This window comes from Paenibacillus sp. FSL H8-0282, assembly GCF_037963825.1.
Taxonomy (GTDB): domain Bacteria; phylum Bacillota; class Bacilli; order Paenibacillales; family Paenibacillaceae; genus Paenibacillus_AQ; species Paenibacillus_AQ odorifer.
Window position 1 is genome coordinate 1,417,248 of sequence record NZ_CP150146.1, and the last position, 16,489, is coordinate 1,433,736.

Here is a 16,489-nt window from a genome sequence, read left to right on the forward strand (position 1 = left end):
TGAAAAAATCTAATGATTTTAGGGAGGAATTCCCTGATTATCAGGCTGCTGGGCGATGAATGGGCGATGAATATCCCTCAGCCACGCCAAAGAACCTTTATCCACAATAAAAGAGCTTGCCTCCCAAAGCCAATAACGGCTTTAAGGGGGCAAGCTCTTTTCGTTTAATCAGCGAAGCTGTACGTAGGGTCAGTCAGATTCATTCTTTCTTTAATGCCTGGTGTGGCGTAGATTTTGTTGTCATCGGTAATAAAGAAAGCTTCTACATCTTCAGGTAACGACTCCAGATATTTCATACCTTCTTCGATCCCCATCAAGAACACCCCAGTGGACAAAGCGTCCGCATCTGTTGCATTAGGGCTCATAATGGTCAAGCTTTTGAGACCGTTCTGAGAAGGATAACCTGTGCGTGGATCAAGAATATGGTGGTAACGAACATTGTCTTGCATAAAATAACGTTCATAAACACCAGAAGCATCGATGACCTCATCCGCGATTTTAATCGTTCCTAGCTGCGTGCCGCGGCTTTGGTCAGGGTCTTGCAGGCCAATATTCCAATCCGTTCCGTTTGGTTTCGTACCTAACGCAATAATACTGCTGCCGCCGAGGTTGATCATTGCACTGTTAAGGCCTTGCTCTTTTAAATAATCAGCGATACGGTCAGCAGCATACCCTTTGCCGATACCTCCAAGATCCAGTACCATATTTTCCTTCAATAGCTTCACGGTCTTAGCAGCTTCGTCAATTTCAACGTCCCTGTAATTGGTTAGGCTCTTGGCTGCATCGATAGCTGCTGGATCAGGGACTTTATCCCCGCCACTACCGATGTTCCAGAGGTCGATCAGCGGACCAATCGTGGGATCGAATAGCCCATCCATTTCTTTTGCATATTGCACCGATTGTTTTACAACATCTAAGGTCTCGTCCGAAACGACAACCGCTTCTTTTCCTGCTGCTTGATTGACTGCGTAAACCTCGCCGCCTTCTTTTGTACGGCTAAGCTCCATATCCATTCGCTCCAGCATTTGCTGGATATCATCCATATTTTTTTGGGCTACATTTTCTCCGAACACTTTGATATTCACGACCGTGTCATAGATATAAAAGGTCTGTGAGAGTGACTTGGCTTCGCCTTTTCCTGAAGCTGTTGCGCCACCCGGTGTTTCCGTCGCTTTGTCATCCTTATTTTTAGTAATTAGCCAAGCGCCGACAGCTATGACGACGATGAGGATAACAACGAGGATCAACGTCGTTTTTTTGTTCTTAAACATATTCCACCATCCATAAAGTTAGTTTCTAAAACACATTATCACTATCATACCCTAGATCAGAAGTTGATGGAAATTAATTTCATGGCATATTTAGGTACAACTCCGTCTGCACGAAAAAAAAGCCCCGCAATCTGATTCGGAGCAACGCTGTGGATATAGAGGTAGCTATTAAGCTAATCTAGCATGTATTCACGGTATTTGTTTTTACGAGGATTCATTACGAAAAGGATTCCCTTGGCATAACCGCTAACAGCTTTAAAATTTCGTTTGAGAGTTTCTTTGCCTGTCAGACAGGTTAACGTCCAGATCAATGCGGCATAATTCATAGGAGGTGCTTTACGTAAGTTGAGCAGATAATAATGATTGATGGCAGTAGCTCTTGCAACAACGCCCGCCTTATCCCGAGAACCCGGCGACTCATGATGAATGATTTTCATAGCTGGGTTAATGACAAGCTTGCCATAACGGCTAGCCAAATGGGACAAGTAAATATCTTCGGCAATGGAGTAACTTGTCATCCAGGGATAGGGTTTCATATCTTGTAATGCTGAGCGCCGGAATGACATATTACAGCCGTGAAAAAAATCCGTCTCAAAAACCTGCTCTTTCTCTCCCCAGAGGAATAGGGAGCCTGCAAACATGCTTGGGGATAATCTGCCCGGGGATCCGGACATTTGTCCGGTCAGCATGCCAAACAGCCGGCCCGGTTTGCTGCTGCGCATGCCTTTTGCCACACCGCCTACACCGACAATTGAATCGTCCGCTGCATAAGTATCAAGTAATCGTCGAATATATAAGGAATCATCTAATTCTGCATCATCGTCTAAATGAAGCACAATTTCAGCATTTACTAGTCCAAGTGACTCATAACGGGAAAGCCAGAGTCCCGGATTAGTCTTACGATGATATCGAAACTCAGCCTGTGGCAATTTGTTCAGTATGTTACGATAATAGGTTAATCTTTCTTCAGGAATCTCACCGTCATCCACAATCCAGAGCTCGATGGAGACACTCTCTAGCTGTGTCTGCTTGCTAATAGACTCTATGCACACTGTAAGGTCGTTTATACGGTTACGGGTAGGTATCACTATAGATACATCATGCATATGGGGATCTCCCTTCGGAATTTCTGGTGTTAACTTTATTCTATCTGCCCTGAAGGGGAGCGTATATACCACTTTCGTTTACTTTTTGCTTTAACATTCACGTCTATAAATGTTATTTTAATAAAAGTTAAGTTTGTAATTTTGAGTTTTTAACTATATAATAGTAAGCGACATATATTTAGTTATTACTCTTATATAACAGCTACAAATTATCAATAATATTAGGAGGTTTTTTCGTGAGAATAGATATCTGGTCCGATTATGCATGTCCTTTTTGTTATATTGGCAAAAGACGTTTAGAGAATGCGCTAAGCCAATTCCCGAACCGTGATCAAGTGGAGGTAGTATTCCGTAGCTTTCAACTGGATCCACATGCAGAGGTAAGTACAGACAAGAGTATTCATGAGCTGCTGGCTACCAAATACGGGATGACCGTCGAAAAAGCAAAAGCAATGAACGCACAACTAGCGGAGCAAGCTAAAGATGTGGGCTTGGAATTTAATTTTGATACTGTGAAGCATACCAACACTTTTGACAGTCACCGACTGAGTCATTTTGCAAGCACAAAGGGAAAAGGTGCAGAAATGTCCGAACGTCTGCTGCGTGCCTACTTTACGGATTCATTAAATCTTGGAGATCGCAGTGTACTGGCATCACTCGCTGCTGAAGTTGGTTTGGATCAAGTGGAAGCTGCGGCAATGCTGGAGACGGATGCTTTTGCGAATGAGGTTAATGGCGATATTGAAGAAGGAAGCCGCCTTAATATTACCGGTGTACCTTTCTTTGTATTCAACAATAAATATGCTTTATCTGGTGCACAACCAGGTCCTGTATTTACAGAGGTACTGGATACTGTGTGGGCGGAAGAACAAGCAGGACCAACATTACAAGTGGTTGGTAAGGGGAATTCTGAAGTATCTACCGATGATGGCTGCGCAGATGGATCTTGCAATATTTAAAGTTTGGATTCGAGTAAAACAAAAGAGCTGAGGGAGCCCTCAGCTCTTTTTTGTCTTGATAAAACTGTTCTTTTGTTGCTTCCCACACTCAAAAACAAGCGCTCCCGATATCCGGAAGCGCTCGCCGCTGATTGTTGTTTTATCTGAAAGATGTAACAAAGCTTGAGAATAGTGTACGTACATCGTATTGATATTGGTTGATTGGCTCGATAGGCCGTTCGATACCAAGTAGAGTATATACCGCAATTCTCGCTGCTCTCACGGAGTATTCTTCAGTGAATACAACGTCATCTGGAATTTCACAGAATTGTCCAATAAAGGCCAGGTTCGTGGAACCCTCAGGGACAACTTTTGGTCGGTCACTATTGAGTCTAGGCATGAACTGAGAAGTGATATAAGGCATCATGCAAGGAATACAGTTGGCGGTAGCCATGATCTCGTCCTTATGTTCTTCAAAGTGAAGATGACCGATCAATTCTTGCATGATTTCTTCGCCGGTACAATCACACATTCTCTTTTTCACAAAATCCCCAACTTTGTCTGGATACAGTCCGTAACCCCAGAACACTTTAACATGCTCAGGCTGATTGCGGAAATGCGGTTGGTAAGCCAGTACAACGGACATAAACCAGCTCGAATCCTTGAAAGTGACCAAAGCGCCTGTGCCGGCACGGTTACGTGTGAAATTTTCCATCAGATCGAAGAATTTGGAGTCATGGAAAGTTACAGTAAAGGACTCCCATTTCGAACCGTCTACATGATCATCGAACGAAGAAGGATTGCCAAGACTTGGTTTCTTGGAAGCGATGTTTTCCCATAATTTCCACGAGCTTCCCTTGCCGTTAAGGCGTGGAGCAGAAGTCATAGAACCAAGGCTGGAGCCTTCGGTCATAGAACCGTTTGTGATAATCACGAGATCATCTTCTTTTACATCAATCACATCTTTGACACCTTCGCGCACTACATTCATTTGGGTTACGGTAATTCCGTCACCTTTTTTGAACTGCAGATCAGTAACTGTACATTTCAGTGTGAAATCGACACCGAATGGTTCAAGATATTTGTGCAAAGGCAGAATGATGGAGTCATATTGGTTATAAGGAGTGCGAGTTACACCTTCCAGTGTTTGAATTCTTGGGAATTCATGGAAGAAACGCAGCATATATCGTTTAAACTCTACAGCGCTGTGCCAAGGTTGGAATGCAAAAGTAGTAGCCCACATATACCAGAAGTTTGTTGTGAAAAAGTGAGGGGCGAACCAGTCGTTGATACGCGCTTTACCCATTTTATCTTCTGGTGTAATAATCAGCTTGCCCATAGCGAGACGATCAGCCATATCAAAACCCATGGACAATACATCTTCTACTTTGCCGTCTTTATTTACAAGTCTGGCGTTTGAGTGTGTTGGATTAGCGGTATCAAAAGCAATAATTTCATCCCGCACAGACAACCCCGGACGGTCGACAGAAGGAATCGTTGTTAATAGTTCCCAGAGATTCTCATAAGCTTCATCGTTGAGCATACGGCCGCCGCGGACAACGTAACCATGTTCAGCGTCACCTGCGCCGTCATTGCTACCACCAAGAATCTTCATCTCTTCAATAATGTGAATGTTTTGTCCCGGAAAATCACAGTCTCTGACCAGGTAAGCAGCGCCCGCTAGAGATGCAATTCCGCCACCGACAAAATAAACCTGTCTATTACCGTACTCTTTTTTCACAATGGTCGCCTCCAAGTAGTTGTTTAAATAATCACACTCTTAATGTAAACCAACTCCTATTTTGAAGGTATAATCAAACTCTTTAGAGTGTCTGGATTTTTGTCATTATGGGTGATCTGTCTAGTTTTTAGACAAAAAAAACCGCTGCAACCAAAGGTTACAACGGATGGTTCTCATATTTGTGTAAAGCTTTCAGAAAATTCCCTTCAATTAGATCACTTAGCTTCTCAATCATATGATGCGGCTGTTCCTTCATGCCTTCTCTCATCCACTGAATGATTAGGCCTGTGAAGGCTAGCGTATAGAAGTTGGCTATAAAGTGCTTGTCTTCTTCGCAAACCTCCATCCCGGAGGACAGCTCGTTTATAACCCCCATGATGAGATCGTTTGTCACCTCGTACAGATATGCATCCAGGTGATTTCTGCCTAGTGAATTTAGCGTGTTACAGCAAAAGGATTTATTCCGCTCAATGTAGCAGAAGATTCTATAAAAACCGTCCGTCCAAGTGCTGTAGCTGCGATACTGGGCGAGGCTTTCGACAGCCTCAGTCTTATAGATCCAACCTAGCAAATCAAATATATCCTGAAAATGATAATAGAAGGTTTGTCTGTTTAGTCCGCAATGGTCCACTAGTTGTTTAACAGTAATTTTATTGAGCGGTGTATGCTCCATTAGTTCTTTTAAAGAATGGGACAATGCATTTTTGGTTAGAAAAGAATTGGACAACAGCGTTTCACCTCTTCCATTCAAGACTTCGATGCTCGCGTATACAGCAGACGAATACCTTCCGCTAATAAACCCAGTGCAAATCCGGCACATGAAAATAAGGAAAATGCGAGGAAGCCTGCGAGATCCTCCCAACCGGACATCTCTTTGTAGGTGTAGCCCAGCATAAATGCCGCGCCTATGATTATTCCCGCCGTACTAAATACCCAGAGCAGACGTGCTCCGAGCCAGCCTAAAGTGTTGACGATGCCTGCCACTACTACGGAAAAAAGAGCAAAGCGCAGTAAGAGTGTGGTATCCATTTCTTGGGCCAGCATCACAAATCGGTGCAGAGGGAAAAGAAGCCATAGCAGAATGGCATAAACGGTCATCCAGAGAAACCAACGTTTACTTTTGGCAGCAGGCAGGAATTTCATTTCATGCACACCTCTTTTCCCATAGTTCGAACGTTAAAAAGTAGGAATTATACCGTGAAGGATTCCAGTTCTTCTGCACTTTGCAGCAGGTGGCTTAGCAGGTTTGGAATGTCCTCCATTTGTTCTTCTGTAAGTTGTCTTTTGAATTGCAGCTCGATGCAGTTATTGTAAGTTTCACTTTCCTGGCCATATATGAAGCTTAAAGATTGCACAGGCTGGAAATCAGGTCCCCAGATCGCTTTTAGAATACTGTCTATCGCCTGACATTCGCTAGGAATATCTTCGACTTCCATATAAAAACGAAGTGAAAGATTACAGCCGGGATCCGTATTAGGAACCTCCATGATTTCATCGCTGAGATCTTTCGTGGTCGAAGTGAGCAGGATTTCGGCGGTTACTTTCCTGCCTGCAGTTAATTGGAAGGAGAGACTGAACTCTCTGGACATCAGCGCCATATTCAGAAGGTCGGAGCGATCCGTAACCACCAGTATTCCGTCTAAATTATCGTAGTCATAAATCTGGTTCTCAAAGGCGATCTTAATATTATCGAAAACAGTAGGATGGAACAATAAGGGCACCTTCTTTGTTTATTTATATTGTAACATGATGTGATAGGAAGTTAAAAAAAGACGCCCAGGACCAAATGGACCGGGCATCTTGTGTAGAAGTTACAGCTTCCCATAAGGGGGAAGGCTCGTCAGTCGTGGGTATACGTTCAATTCTTAGTTTGTAGGCGCAGGCGCAGTATATTTCAGGAACGTCTTCGGAATCGGGCTCTCAAAGGTCATCAGTTCTCCAGTGGTTGGATGAATAAAAGAGAGCACTCGAGCATGTAGACCAAGTCTTCCTACCGTTTTGGTCTCTGCCCCATATTTCTTGTCACCTGCGATAGGGTGGCCGATATCTGCCATATGCACCCGAATCTGATTTTTTCGTCCGGTTTCGAGCTTAACCTCTAGCAAGGAAAAATGGCGGTTAGCCTGAATAAGCTTATAATGTGTAATTGCATGTAGTCCATCGCCTTCATGAGGACTGGAATACATTTTAAGGGTTGAGGTTTCTTTGAGCCAAGAGCTTATCTTGCCTTCAGGTCTTTTAACCGCGCCTTCCACGAGCGCTACGTAAGAACGTTCCTTCACAGTATCTTTCCACGTAGTTTGTAATGCCTGCTGAATCCGTTCGCTTTTGGCAAACATCATTACGCCTGATGTATCTCTGTCCAAACGGTGTACGACAAAAATCCGATTTTTTGGATTGCTAACACGGACATGCTCCATAAGCTGGCGGTAAGCCGTCAATTCATTTTCTTCCGCAGTGGCGATAGATAGCAGTCCAGCATCCTTTTGAACAATGATCAGATCTTCATCCTCATGAACGATTTTAAGTCCGATCATCTCTGCTGTTTGTACAGGCTTCTCTTGATCAATAGTAACGTTTTGACCCGGATGCAGTTGGAAATTATGCTGTGTAACTACCTTATCATTCACCGACACTTGTCCACGCGATAGGATGGATTTAATCGCATTTCGTCCGCGACCCGTGACGTGGGTGAGTAAGAAGGGCAACAGTTCAGAAGGTTCGTTTACAGTAAAAGACTTGGGTGCTGCGGTTGTTTTAGTTTTATGGTTAAGCTTGCCAGTAGGCTTGCTGTGAGAACGAGTACCTCTTTTGGCTGTTTCTTTAGGATTTCTTCTTGAGTTCATGGGTGCATTCTCCGTCCTTTAATATTGTACTCCTCAATATACCATGGGCTGTGAAGAAATACTATGGAGAGGGCAGGCTTGCTGGTTTGGTTTGTAAATGCTCATAGATAGAACAGCTGGGCTAATCCAAGAAGCAGGAATAAACCGAGATATACCCAGCCTAATATGCGGGCATATTTCTTTTCCCGGTGCATGGCATTGACTGCATATATTTTAGTATCCACAGTAAGCAACAGAACACTGGAGATCAGCAGCGCAACAATTACGTAGGTTAGCTGGTAATAGAGCATAGTAGAGCCTCCCATAAACGTCATTTAATTTTGTTTAAGACCTACTCTGTCGATGTGAGTTTTCAACTTAACTTCAACACTGAGATTGGAATACTGCTGCTCCCAGTCATGTTTGTCACGAATATTGGCTTTCCAGTAGGAGGGAGCATATGCACGAATATATTCACCCATGCCAAAGACATCGGAATGCGCTTGTTGAGTTTCTTCGATAAGGTGGTTGAAAATACCGATCACTCTCTTTTGAAAAATATCTTCAATCTTTTCTAAAGAACGGCTGGAATCGATAGGGATATCACTACGTAAATGCTCATCTAGAGCCGCCTCTAAAGTGAGGTTATAAGTGATGTGAGGTTTGCCCTCTTTGAAATGAACCTTCACCCTCGTGAACCGGTCGTTGACCTTGAGCATCACCGGACCGAATTCATCAGCATAAAAAAGATCGGAGTATCCCCCGGGATTAATGCCCTTCATGGACATATATGCGCCAATCTCAATCGGAATCGTCGATCCGACCATCACTCCACCACTAAAGTAAGCTAGGCCTTTAATCATGATATTGTCTTCCTGATGTAATGAGACGTAAGGCAGATAACCACTTTCGCCCCATTTGGATTCTGCTGACCAGAATACACCTATATAATCAGCGGGGAATTTTCCTGATGTTACTGCTTTTTCCATGGTGGAGAGGATGTAAAGGGTCGGCACTCGCTGGAGCGGAGGATTAATATTCATAAATTTAGCAGCCTCCCCTTCGGATACTAGCAGCCAGGTCCGGCGACGAACTTCTGGATTTCGCCGCAAATAATCATTTAAGTCATTCATGCTTTTTTTTGCGATGTCCTCACTAATAATAATCACTCGTAAATGAATTAGATAACGTGGATCAGAAATTTGCTGCTGTAAATTGTTCATGGCGTCATCTAAGGTGTACCCGTACACTTCTACGACCCATACTGGATTTTGATTCACGCCTCCGCCTTCACCCCCGCTGCCTGGTCCGAGTGGAACTCTTCCCGGAACCGCAATTTGGGCGGTCACACGGATTTTGGGAAGGTTAATATTTGCGCTTTTAAGATGAGTGGTTTGATCATCATTTATTTTGCTGTCTGGAGGGACGGAATCAATGGATAACCCTAGTACCAATGCACGGTCTTCTATTTCAAGCTGGTCCCAGCACCCTGAGAGTAAGCCAGACATGAGTGAGAGAATAAATATAAGAACTACACGCTTGTAAATTTTTTTATTCATGAGAAATGGCTCCTTTATTTCGGATTAGAGAGACTAACCATAATAAAAGAGGATAGAAGGTCAAAAAAATCAAACCGATTATCGCTGTAATGCTAGCAAATGAATAGACCTGAAATATATTTCTCGGCAAAAGTGAAAAAGTGATGATAAGTGGAAGTAAGAAGCTGGATATTAGGCGGTGATCCTTGTGCCGCAGCACTTGTTGCAGAGAGTATGCAGCTAAGTAGTAGTTCGTAAAGATGGAAGTGAATATAGAAACCACCCAAATTATTATAAAAAGAGCATCAAACCGTTCTAAAAGTCCTGCGCCGATGGATATGGAGCGAGCTGCTTCTAAGGTTGGATAGGAAAGTAATTTGGTTTCTTGAGCTCCAAACATGCCTAAAGTGACCCAAACGATCATTACATAAATGAATCCAATGATACAAAGCGCAACAGTGCCTGCTTTAAGGATCTGTTGAGGTTTTTTCATTAAAGGAACCAGCAGGATGATGACAAATGTGCCCTGATAAAGGCCAGCGGACGTAATCGTTCCTTTGGAAAAGCTTGAAAAGGTGGTGTGATTTCCGGTGAGGGGTAGCAAGTTTAGAACGTCAACATTTTTCATAGCTACCAAGGCAATTGCTATAACAGATAATAGAATAAAAGGTAAATAGAAAACATGAACATAAGTGAATTTCACAATATTTCTTCGGATTGATAAGGCAACCAGTAGGAGCATTAAGAGAATTACTGCTTCGATGGGTGTCTTTTTAAAGACAACCGCAACACATACTTCTCCGAATTGGCGCATGGTGATCCCGGCAGAAAAAGCAAAAAACAAAGAAATAAAAATGGAGAAAATATCCGCGAGCCCAGTTCCGAGAAGGCGGCGGCTGAATACGAACAACGTTTCGTTCGGGAATTTTCGGCAGACAGCTGCTGTAAACCAGCAACCCAAAAAAGCAACAGGTACACCAGAAGCAGTCACGAGCGGTGCACCACTGTCTCCGGCTTCAGCCATATAACGAGGAATACTTAAGATTCCTATTCCTATAATCGTACTGACGATTACAGCCATGACTTGGATCGTTGTTATGGGGCGGTTACTATTCATCAGCTTCACTTTTCTCCTTAAAAATCAGATCGGTATGCATTTTCGGAATATCCTTCGCAAGAAGATCAGGATCAGGTGTATTAAGAAAGCTTGGGCGGCTTCGCATCCACCATAAAGGTACCCGAACGATACTATCCTTAAGGTCCTTCCATATCGTAGGGACAAAGGGTGTCATGTAGGGAACGCCAAAAGATTCCAGGAATAACAAATGGTTGATAATAACAATAGTGCCCAGCATTACTCCGTACAGGCCAAAGCAGCCTGCCAATATGATCAATGGAAATCTAAGCATTCTTGAAGAGATTGCGGCATTGTAAGCGGGTGTGGCAAAAGACCCTATGGTCGTTATAGCGACAACAACTACGGTAGTTGGACTCGCCAGACCTGCTGCTACGGCTGCCTGACCAATGACAAGCACACCTACAATAGAAAGAGCCCCGCCAATCATTTGCGGTAGGCGAATGGTTGCTTCGCGCAGCACCTCCATGAAGACTTCCATAATCAGAACTTCCAATACGGCTGGAAAGGGTACGCCAGCTCTTGCACCTGTTATTGCTACGGCGAACTCTGTCGGCAGTAGCTCAGGATTGAAAGAGATAATGGATACATATAAGGCAGGGAAGAAAAGGGAAAATAATAATGCGATCAGGCGGATCATTCTTAGGAGACTTCCTACGATAAAACGTTCCGTATAGTCATCCATCGTCTGAAAGAATTGATTGAAAAGTGCCGGGACGATGAGGCAGAAAGGTGAGCCATCTACAAGGATGATGACTCGTCCTTCTAATAAAGAGGCTATAGATTTATCCGGACGTTCGGTTGGCTGAACCTGTGGAAACGGGGAAAGGGGATGATCCTCTATAAATTGCTCGATATACCCCGCATCAAGGATGCCGTCTACATTTATTGCTGATAATCTCTTCATCACCTTTTGAACTAGCCCTGGATCGGCTATTCCTTCGATATAACAAACAGCTACTTTTGAGCGCGTCCGTACGCCAAGAGGGGCAGTTACTACACGAAAATCCGGCGTTTGTAGTCGATAGCGAAGCAAAGAGATGTTGGATTCTAAATTCTCTATAAACCCATCACGCGAACCGCGTATAACTTGTTCAGTTTGAGGTTGCTCAATGCTACGATGCTCAATTTTACGCAGATTGAAGTAAAGTGCCTGATCCATTCCATCTATGATTAGAACTACATTTCCATCCAACAAGACGGAGACTAGAGTATTTAGGTCCTTAGTGCGGTTACCTTGTGTGACTTGTACCGTCATACTCCAGATGTAATCAGGTAAATCCTTTAGATCTTTTGGAATTTCTGAGTGGTCGGAGGAAACATTCATTAATGGCTTTAAAACATAGTTCTGAATTTGATTCTGGTCCACCACAGAAGAAAAAAAGATAATAGCCGCATCATATCTACCGTATACCTTGAAGTTACGGACAATAAGGTCGCTGTCTTCTCCAAAGACTTGTCGAATGAAGCTTATATTGCTCTTCAGGCTGGAATCCAATGGCTTTACTGGACGATTGTCCTGGGCAGAGGACTCGTTACGTGCAGGCTTTTGTTTAAAGGAGGTATATTTTTGTTTCCAATTTTGCACGGTCGCTCCACCTTTCTATGAAATCACGCTTATTAAAGCTTGGCTTAAAAGAAGACCTTTTATGTAAATATTTCAAAAGAAGAACAGGGTGATGATAGTTAAGAAGTGTTGCTCATTACACCATTGACCGCTAAACTAAAGATAGAAACGCCTAAGGAGTTATGAGAGATATGAAGATGCAAGCACCTACTATTGAACAGGCGCAGGCTGAGCTGCAAAAATATTACGGTTATCCAGACTTTCGGGATGGCCAGAAAAAGATTGTTCAGAACTTGCTGGAAGGACGCGACACACTGGGAATCCTCCCTACGGGTGGCGGGAAATCGATCTGTTATCAGGTTCCTGCACTGCTCCTGCCAGGGCTGACACTGGTGATATCACCACTGATCTCGCTGATGAAAGACCAGGTGGATGCGTTAACTACTGCGGGTATTCCGGCAGCCTTTATTAATAGCACGTTAAGCGGAAAAGAAGTGAATGAGCGGATTCGGGCTGCCCGGCGGGGCGATTTGAAGCTGCTCTATGTTGCGCCCGAAAGACTTGAGCTGGACTGGTTCCGTCTGGAAATGGCTGAGCTGTCTATTTCCTGCGTGGCTGTTGATGAAGCGCACTGTGTATCCCAGTGGGGACATGATTTTCGGACAAGTTATCTGTCGGTATCTCCATTTGTAGATGAGCTGCCTAAACGTCCGATCCTGGCAGCATTTACCGCCACGGCGACGCCGGAGGTCATGGAGGATATGGTCCGGCTGCTGCGCTTGCGCGAGCCGGGTATTTTCATGACGGGGCTAGGAAGAGATAATCTGGCAATGTCCGTGCTGCGGGGAGAGAACAAGCGGGAGTTCGTTATGGATTATGCGGCTACGCATTCTCACCAGCCGGGGATTGTATATGCGGCAACCCGCAAAGAAGTAGATGATCTGTATCAGAGGCTGCAAGCTTCTGGCATAGCGGCAGGTCGCTATCATGCGGGTATGAACGACCAGGAGCGGGCAGATAGCCAGGAAGGGTTCCTCTATGACGATATCCGGGTCATGGTGGCTACGAATGCCTTTGGGATGGGGATTGATAAATCCAATGTCCGGTACGTAATTCACTACAATATGCCCAAAAATATGGAAGCTTATGTTCAGGAAGCAGGTCGTGCTGGACGTGACGGGGAGCCGAGTGAATGTATTTTGCTGTTTAGTGCGCAGGATATTATGACGCAAAAGTTCCTGATCGAGCAGAATCCACAGGATACTGACCGTAAAGCTAACGAATATCGCAAGCTTCAGCAAATGATTGATTATTGCTATACTACCCGCTGCTTGCGCAGTGCCCAGCTGGATTATTTCGGGGAAGAGCATGGGGACAAGCCATGTGGTATCTGCAGCTCATGTACGGATGAACGAGAGCTAGTGGATATGACCGTCGATGCGCAAAAGATCTTCTCCTGCATCCACCGCATGCGGGAGCGTTATGGTGTAGCGTTGGTGGCATCTGTGCTGAAAGGCTCGCGCAATCAAAAGGTGATGCAGTACGGCTTCGATAAGCTGCCCACACATGGGGCGATGTCGAGCCGGACGGAGAAGGAAATCTCAGAGAGTATCAATGTGCTCATCTCAGAAGGGTATCTTGCCTTGTCGGAAGGCCAGTACCCTGTAGTACGGCTTCAGCCTTTGGCTGCCGAGGTCCTGCGCGGACAGCGTGAGGTGATGCAGCGTGTGGCACGGCCTTCGCGGACAGGTACAACATCTGGTACGAGAGTTCGTAGTCGGGGGCATGACCTGTCGCCATCAGCCGTCAATGAGACTGTCTTTGAGCAGCTGCGTCTTATCCGGCGTGAATTGGCAGGACGCGAGCATGTGCCGTCGTACATTATTTTTAATGATGCCACGCTGCGTGAGATGAGTGTGGTTTGCCCGCAGACCGAAGCGGAAATGCTGAGGGTAAAGGGTGTTGGGGAAGTGAAATACCGGAAGTACGGTAAGGCATTCTTAGAGTTTTTTCAAAATGAAATGTAGAAAAGGTCGTGTAGCATGAAAATCGTCCTGACCACGTTAAACGCCAAATATATTCATACCTCACTCGCAATCCGCTTGCTAAAAGCGTACAGTGAGCATGAATTTAAGGATATTCATTTGGCAGAGTACACCATCAAAGATCCCGTGATGAATATTGTGTCCGACTTGTTTCAGAAACGGCCAGATGTGATTGGTTTCTCCTGTTATATCTGGAACATCGAAGAGACGCTGAAGCTGATTGGTATTCTTAAGCAAGTGATGCCTGAAGTTACGATTGTTCTCGGAGGACCGGAAGTTTCGTATGAGCCGCTTCATTGGATGAAAAGAGAAGCTGGCATTGATTTTATAGTTAATGGAGATGGGGAAGAGACGTTCCACCATTTGCTGCAGGAGCTAAGGGATGATCGTAAGTTTCACTTTGTGTATGGAGCCGCTTATCGCAAGGGAGAAGAGATCATTGTCAATCCACCACGTCCCAAAAGCGATCTGAATACCCTGCCTACGCCGCATCGTTTTCCTGAGGATATTCCAGATTTGAGTAAACGTATTGTTTATTTTGAGACAAGCCGCGGGTGCCCATTTAACTGCCAGTTCTGTTTATCCAGTATTGAGGTAGGCGTACGTTATTATGATATTGAACGAGTGAAATCCGATCTGCTTTATTTAATACAGAATGGCGCCAAAATCATTAAATTTCTGGATCGTACTTTTAATATCAACCGCAACTATGCGATGGAAATGTTTCAATTCCTGATCGATAATCATCAAGGCTGCGTGTTTCAGTTCGAAATTACCGCAGATATCATGCGGCCTGAAGTTCTGGATTTCCTATCTAAGAATGCGCCTCCGGGTATTTTTAGATTTGAAATTGGGGTGCAATCTACCAACGATGAGACGAATGAGCTTGTTAAACGCCGCCAGAATTTCAAAAAGCTGTCCCGTACCGTAATGAAGATTAAGGCAAGCGGCAATATCGATCAGCATCTGGATTTGATTGCCGGATTACCTATGGAGGATTACAGCACCTTCCGTAAAACGTTTAATGATGTATTCGTTATGGAGCCGGAAGAGCTACAGCTAGGATTCCTCAAAATGCTGCGGGGAACGGGGCTGCGGGCGCAGGCGTCTAAATATGAGTACACGTATATGGAACACGCACCTTATGAAATCCTTAGCAGTCATATGATGCCTTTCTCAGACATTATCCGTTTGAAGCGGCTTGAGGATGTGCTGGAGAAATACTGGAACAGCCACCGGATGGACCATACGGCCAAGTACTTGATCCGTCATGTATTTGATTCGCCATTCGATTTCTTTCAGGAGTTCGGTGACTATTGGGAGGAGAGAGGCTGGCAAAAGATTGGCCATCAGCTGGAAGATCTCTTCACCCGCCTGCAGTCCTTCCTGATAGATCGCGGGACGCCGTCTATGGATGTTATAACTGGCTTGATGAAGCTGGACTATTTTCTTGGACACAAGTACAAGCCGCGCAAAATCTGGTGGGATTTCGTGCTGGATAAGTCGGATTGGTCGAGCTATTTGAAAGATATCGCGGCTAATCCAGGTCAAATTTCTGCCCAGTTAGCAGAAGCAGGACTTAACGAAAGAGAACTGCAAAAGTATACTGTGCTGGAAGTATTGCCATTCTCGCTGGAAGCGGTGCTGGATTCCATCAGCGGCATGCGTGCCGATGAAGGCTTGGAGGATAGTGAAGCTGATATGGCTAATCTGGAGGCGTTGCCTTCGGCAGACTCGCCATTACAGGGAGCAGCGGATAGTAGTTTAGAAGAGACTGCGCAAGCAGTAAACTCGGCTGTAGCTGTAGCGGAGCCCGCTTCCATTAGGGAAGGGCGCACGCTACTAATCGTAATGTATCAGCAGAACGAGAGCCAACGCGCTCAGTACTACACACTGCCTTTTTAATAGGCGGGTGGAAGGATAGACCGTTCCTTTATGGGACGGTCTATTTTTTGCCTTGGGCGATAGCGACAACGGAGTCCGGAAGCGGTGAGTAACCCGACGCAGGCGGACCCAGGGGCCCTTATACGTGGAATTATCCTGTTTTATGGATGCTAATGGACCGCATAGTCGCTATTGGCACGAAAAACACCTAATATGAACCTGTTTCACATGAATAGCTGCACTGGGGTCCGAAACCTAGCTCGAATGGCTATAAATTAGCAAATAGCGTCATCTGAGTCCGAAAGCGGTGAGTAACCCGGCGTAGGCGGACCCAACGGCCCTTATACGTGGAAATATCCTGTTTTTTGGATGCTAACGGACCGCATAGTCGCTATTGGCACGAAACACACCAAATATGATCCTGTTTCACATGAATAGC

The 16,489-nt window shown here is 44.8% G+C and carries 14 protein-coding genes; 3 read left to right on the top strand and 11 right to left on the bottom strand.

Features of this window, described 5'->3' with window-relative positions:
- Positions 1-164 precede the first annotated feature (164 nt).
- The gene (locus tag NST94_RS06200) at positions 165-1,271 is read right to left on the bottom strand and encodes an FAD:protein FMN transferase (protein ID WP_248547829.1); all 1,107 of its coding nucleotides are present in this window, start codon (positions 1,269-1,271) and stop codon (positions 165-167) included.
- A gap of 173 nt (positions 1,272-1,444) precedes the next feature.
- Complete coding sequence (locus NST94_RS06205; protein ID WP_339281783.1) at positions 1,445-2,377, bottom strand: glycosyltransferase family 2 protein; 933 nt, start codon at positions 2,375-2,377, stop codon at positions 1,445-1,447.
- 236 nt (positions 2,378-2,613) lie between these two features.
- Here NST94_RS06205 and NST94_RS06210 point away from each other — a divergent pair, with 236 nt between their 5' ends.
- Positions 2,614-3,336 carry a DsbA family oxidoreductase gene (locus tag NST94_RS06210; protein WP_076137479.1) on the top strand — a complete coding sequence of 241 codons (723 nt, stop codon included), beginning with the start codon at positions 2,614-2,616 and terminating at the stop codon, positions 3,334-3,336.
- A gap of 139 nt (positions 3,337-3,475) precedes the next feature.
- On the opposite strand, the gene NST94_RS06215 is transcribed toward NST94_RS06210, so the two are convergent.
- From NST94_RS06215 to NST94_RS06255, 9 genes are all read right to left on the bottom strand, one after another.
- On the bottom strand, positions 3,476-5,056 hold the full coding sequence (locus tag NST94_RS06215; RefSeq protein ID WP_076128088.1) for an oleate hydratase: 1,581 nt from the start codon (positions 5,054-5,056) through the stop codon (positions 3,476-3,478).
- A gap of 157 nt (positions 5,057-5,213) precedes the next feature.
- Complete coding sequence (locus NST94_RS06220; protein ID WP_232061171.1) at positions 5,214-5,807, bottom strand: TetR/AcrR family transcriptional regulator; 594 nt, start codon at positions 5,805-5,807, stop codon at positions 5,214-5,216.
- Positions 5,804-6,199, bottom strand: coding sequence for a hypothetical protein (locus NST94_RS06225; protein WP_076185711.1), 396 nt, complete (start codon positions 6,197-6,199; stop codon positions 5,804-5,806). The genes NST94_RS06220 and NST94_RS06225 overlap by 4 nt, the downstream gene beginning before the upstream one ends.
- Positions 6,200-6,246: 47 nt before the next feature.
- A complete protein-coding gene (locus NST94_RS06230; RefSeq protein WP_076193016.1) occupies positions 6,247-6,768 on the bottom strand; it encodes a hypothetical protein in 522 nt (173 codons plus the stop codon).
- Between the two features lie 153 nt (positions 6,769-6,921).
- Entirely contained in the window at positions 6,922-7,902 is a 981-nt protein-coding gene (locus NST94_RS06235; protein WP_076128083.1) for an RluA family pseudouridine synthase, read from the bottom strand.
- A gap of 101 nt (positions 7,903-8,003) precedes the next feature.
- Positions 8,004-8,192 carry a CLC_0170 family protein gene (locus tag NST94_RS06240; protein WP_248547827.1) on the bottom strand — a complete coding sequence of 63 codons (189 nt, stop codon included), beginning with the start codon at positions 8,190-8,192 and terminating at the stop codon, positions 8,004-8,006.
- Positions 8,193-8,216: 24 nt separating this feature from the next.
- Positions 8,217-9,440 (bottom strand): Ger(x)C family spore germination protein, encoded by a 1,224-nt coding sequence (locus NST94_RS06245; protein ID WP_076193012.1) that lies wholly within the window; start codon positions 9,438-9,440, stop codon positions 8,217-8,219.
- Positions 9,433-10,536 carry an endospore germination permease gene (locus tag NST94_RS06250; protein WP_076185704.1) on the bottom strand — a complete coding sequence of 368 codons (1,104 nt, stop codon included), beginning with the start codon at positions 10,534-10,536 and terminating at the stop codon, positions 9,433-9,435. The genes NST94_RS06245 and NST94_RS06250 overlap by 8 nt, the downstream gene beginning before the upstream one ends.
- A complete protein-coding gene (locus NST94_RS06255; protein ID WP_139330130.1) occupies positions 10,529-12,142 on the bottom strand; it encodes a spore germination protein in 1,614 nt (537 codons plus the stop codon). Before NST94_RS06255 ends, NST94_RS06250 begins: the two co-directional genes overlap by 8 nt.
- Before the next feature lie 170 nt (positions 12,143-12,312).
- On the opposite strand from NST94_RS06255, the gene recQ reads away from it, so the two are divergent.
- Complete coding sequence (gene recQ, locus NST94_RS06260) at positions 12,313-14,148, top strand: DNA helicase RecQ (protein WP_076193010.1); 1,836 nt, start codon at positions 12,313-12,315, stop codon at positions 14,146-14,148.
- A 15-nt stretch (positions 14,149-14,163) separates the two neighbouring features.
- Positions 14,164-16,071 carry a B12-binding domain-containing radical SAM protein gene (locus NST94_RS06265; RefSeq protein WP_339281784.1) on the top strand — a complete coding sequence of 636 codons (1,908 nt, stop codon included), beginning with the start codon at positions 14,164-14,166 and terminating at the stop codon, positions 16,069-16,071.
- Positions 16,072-16,489 lie beyond the last annotated feature (418 nt).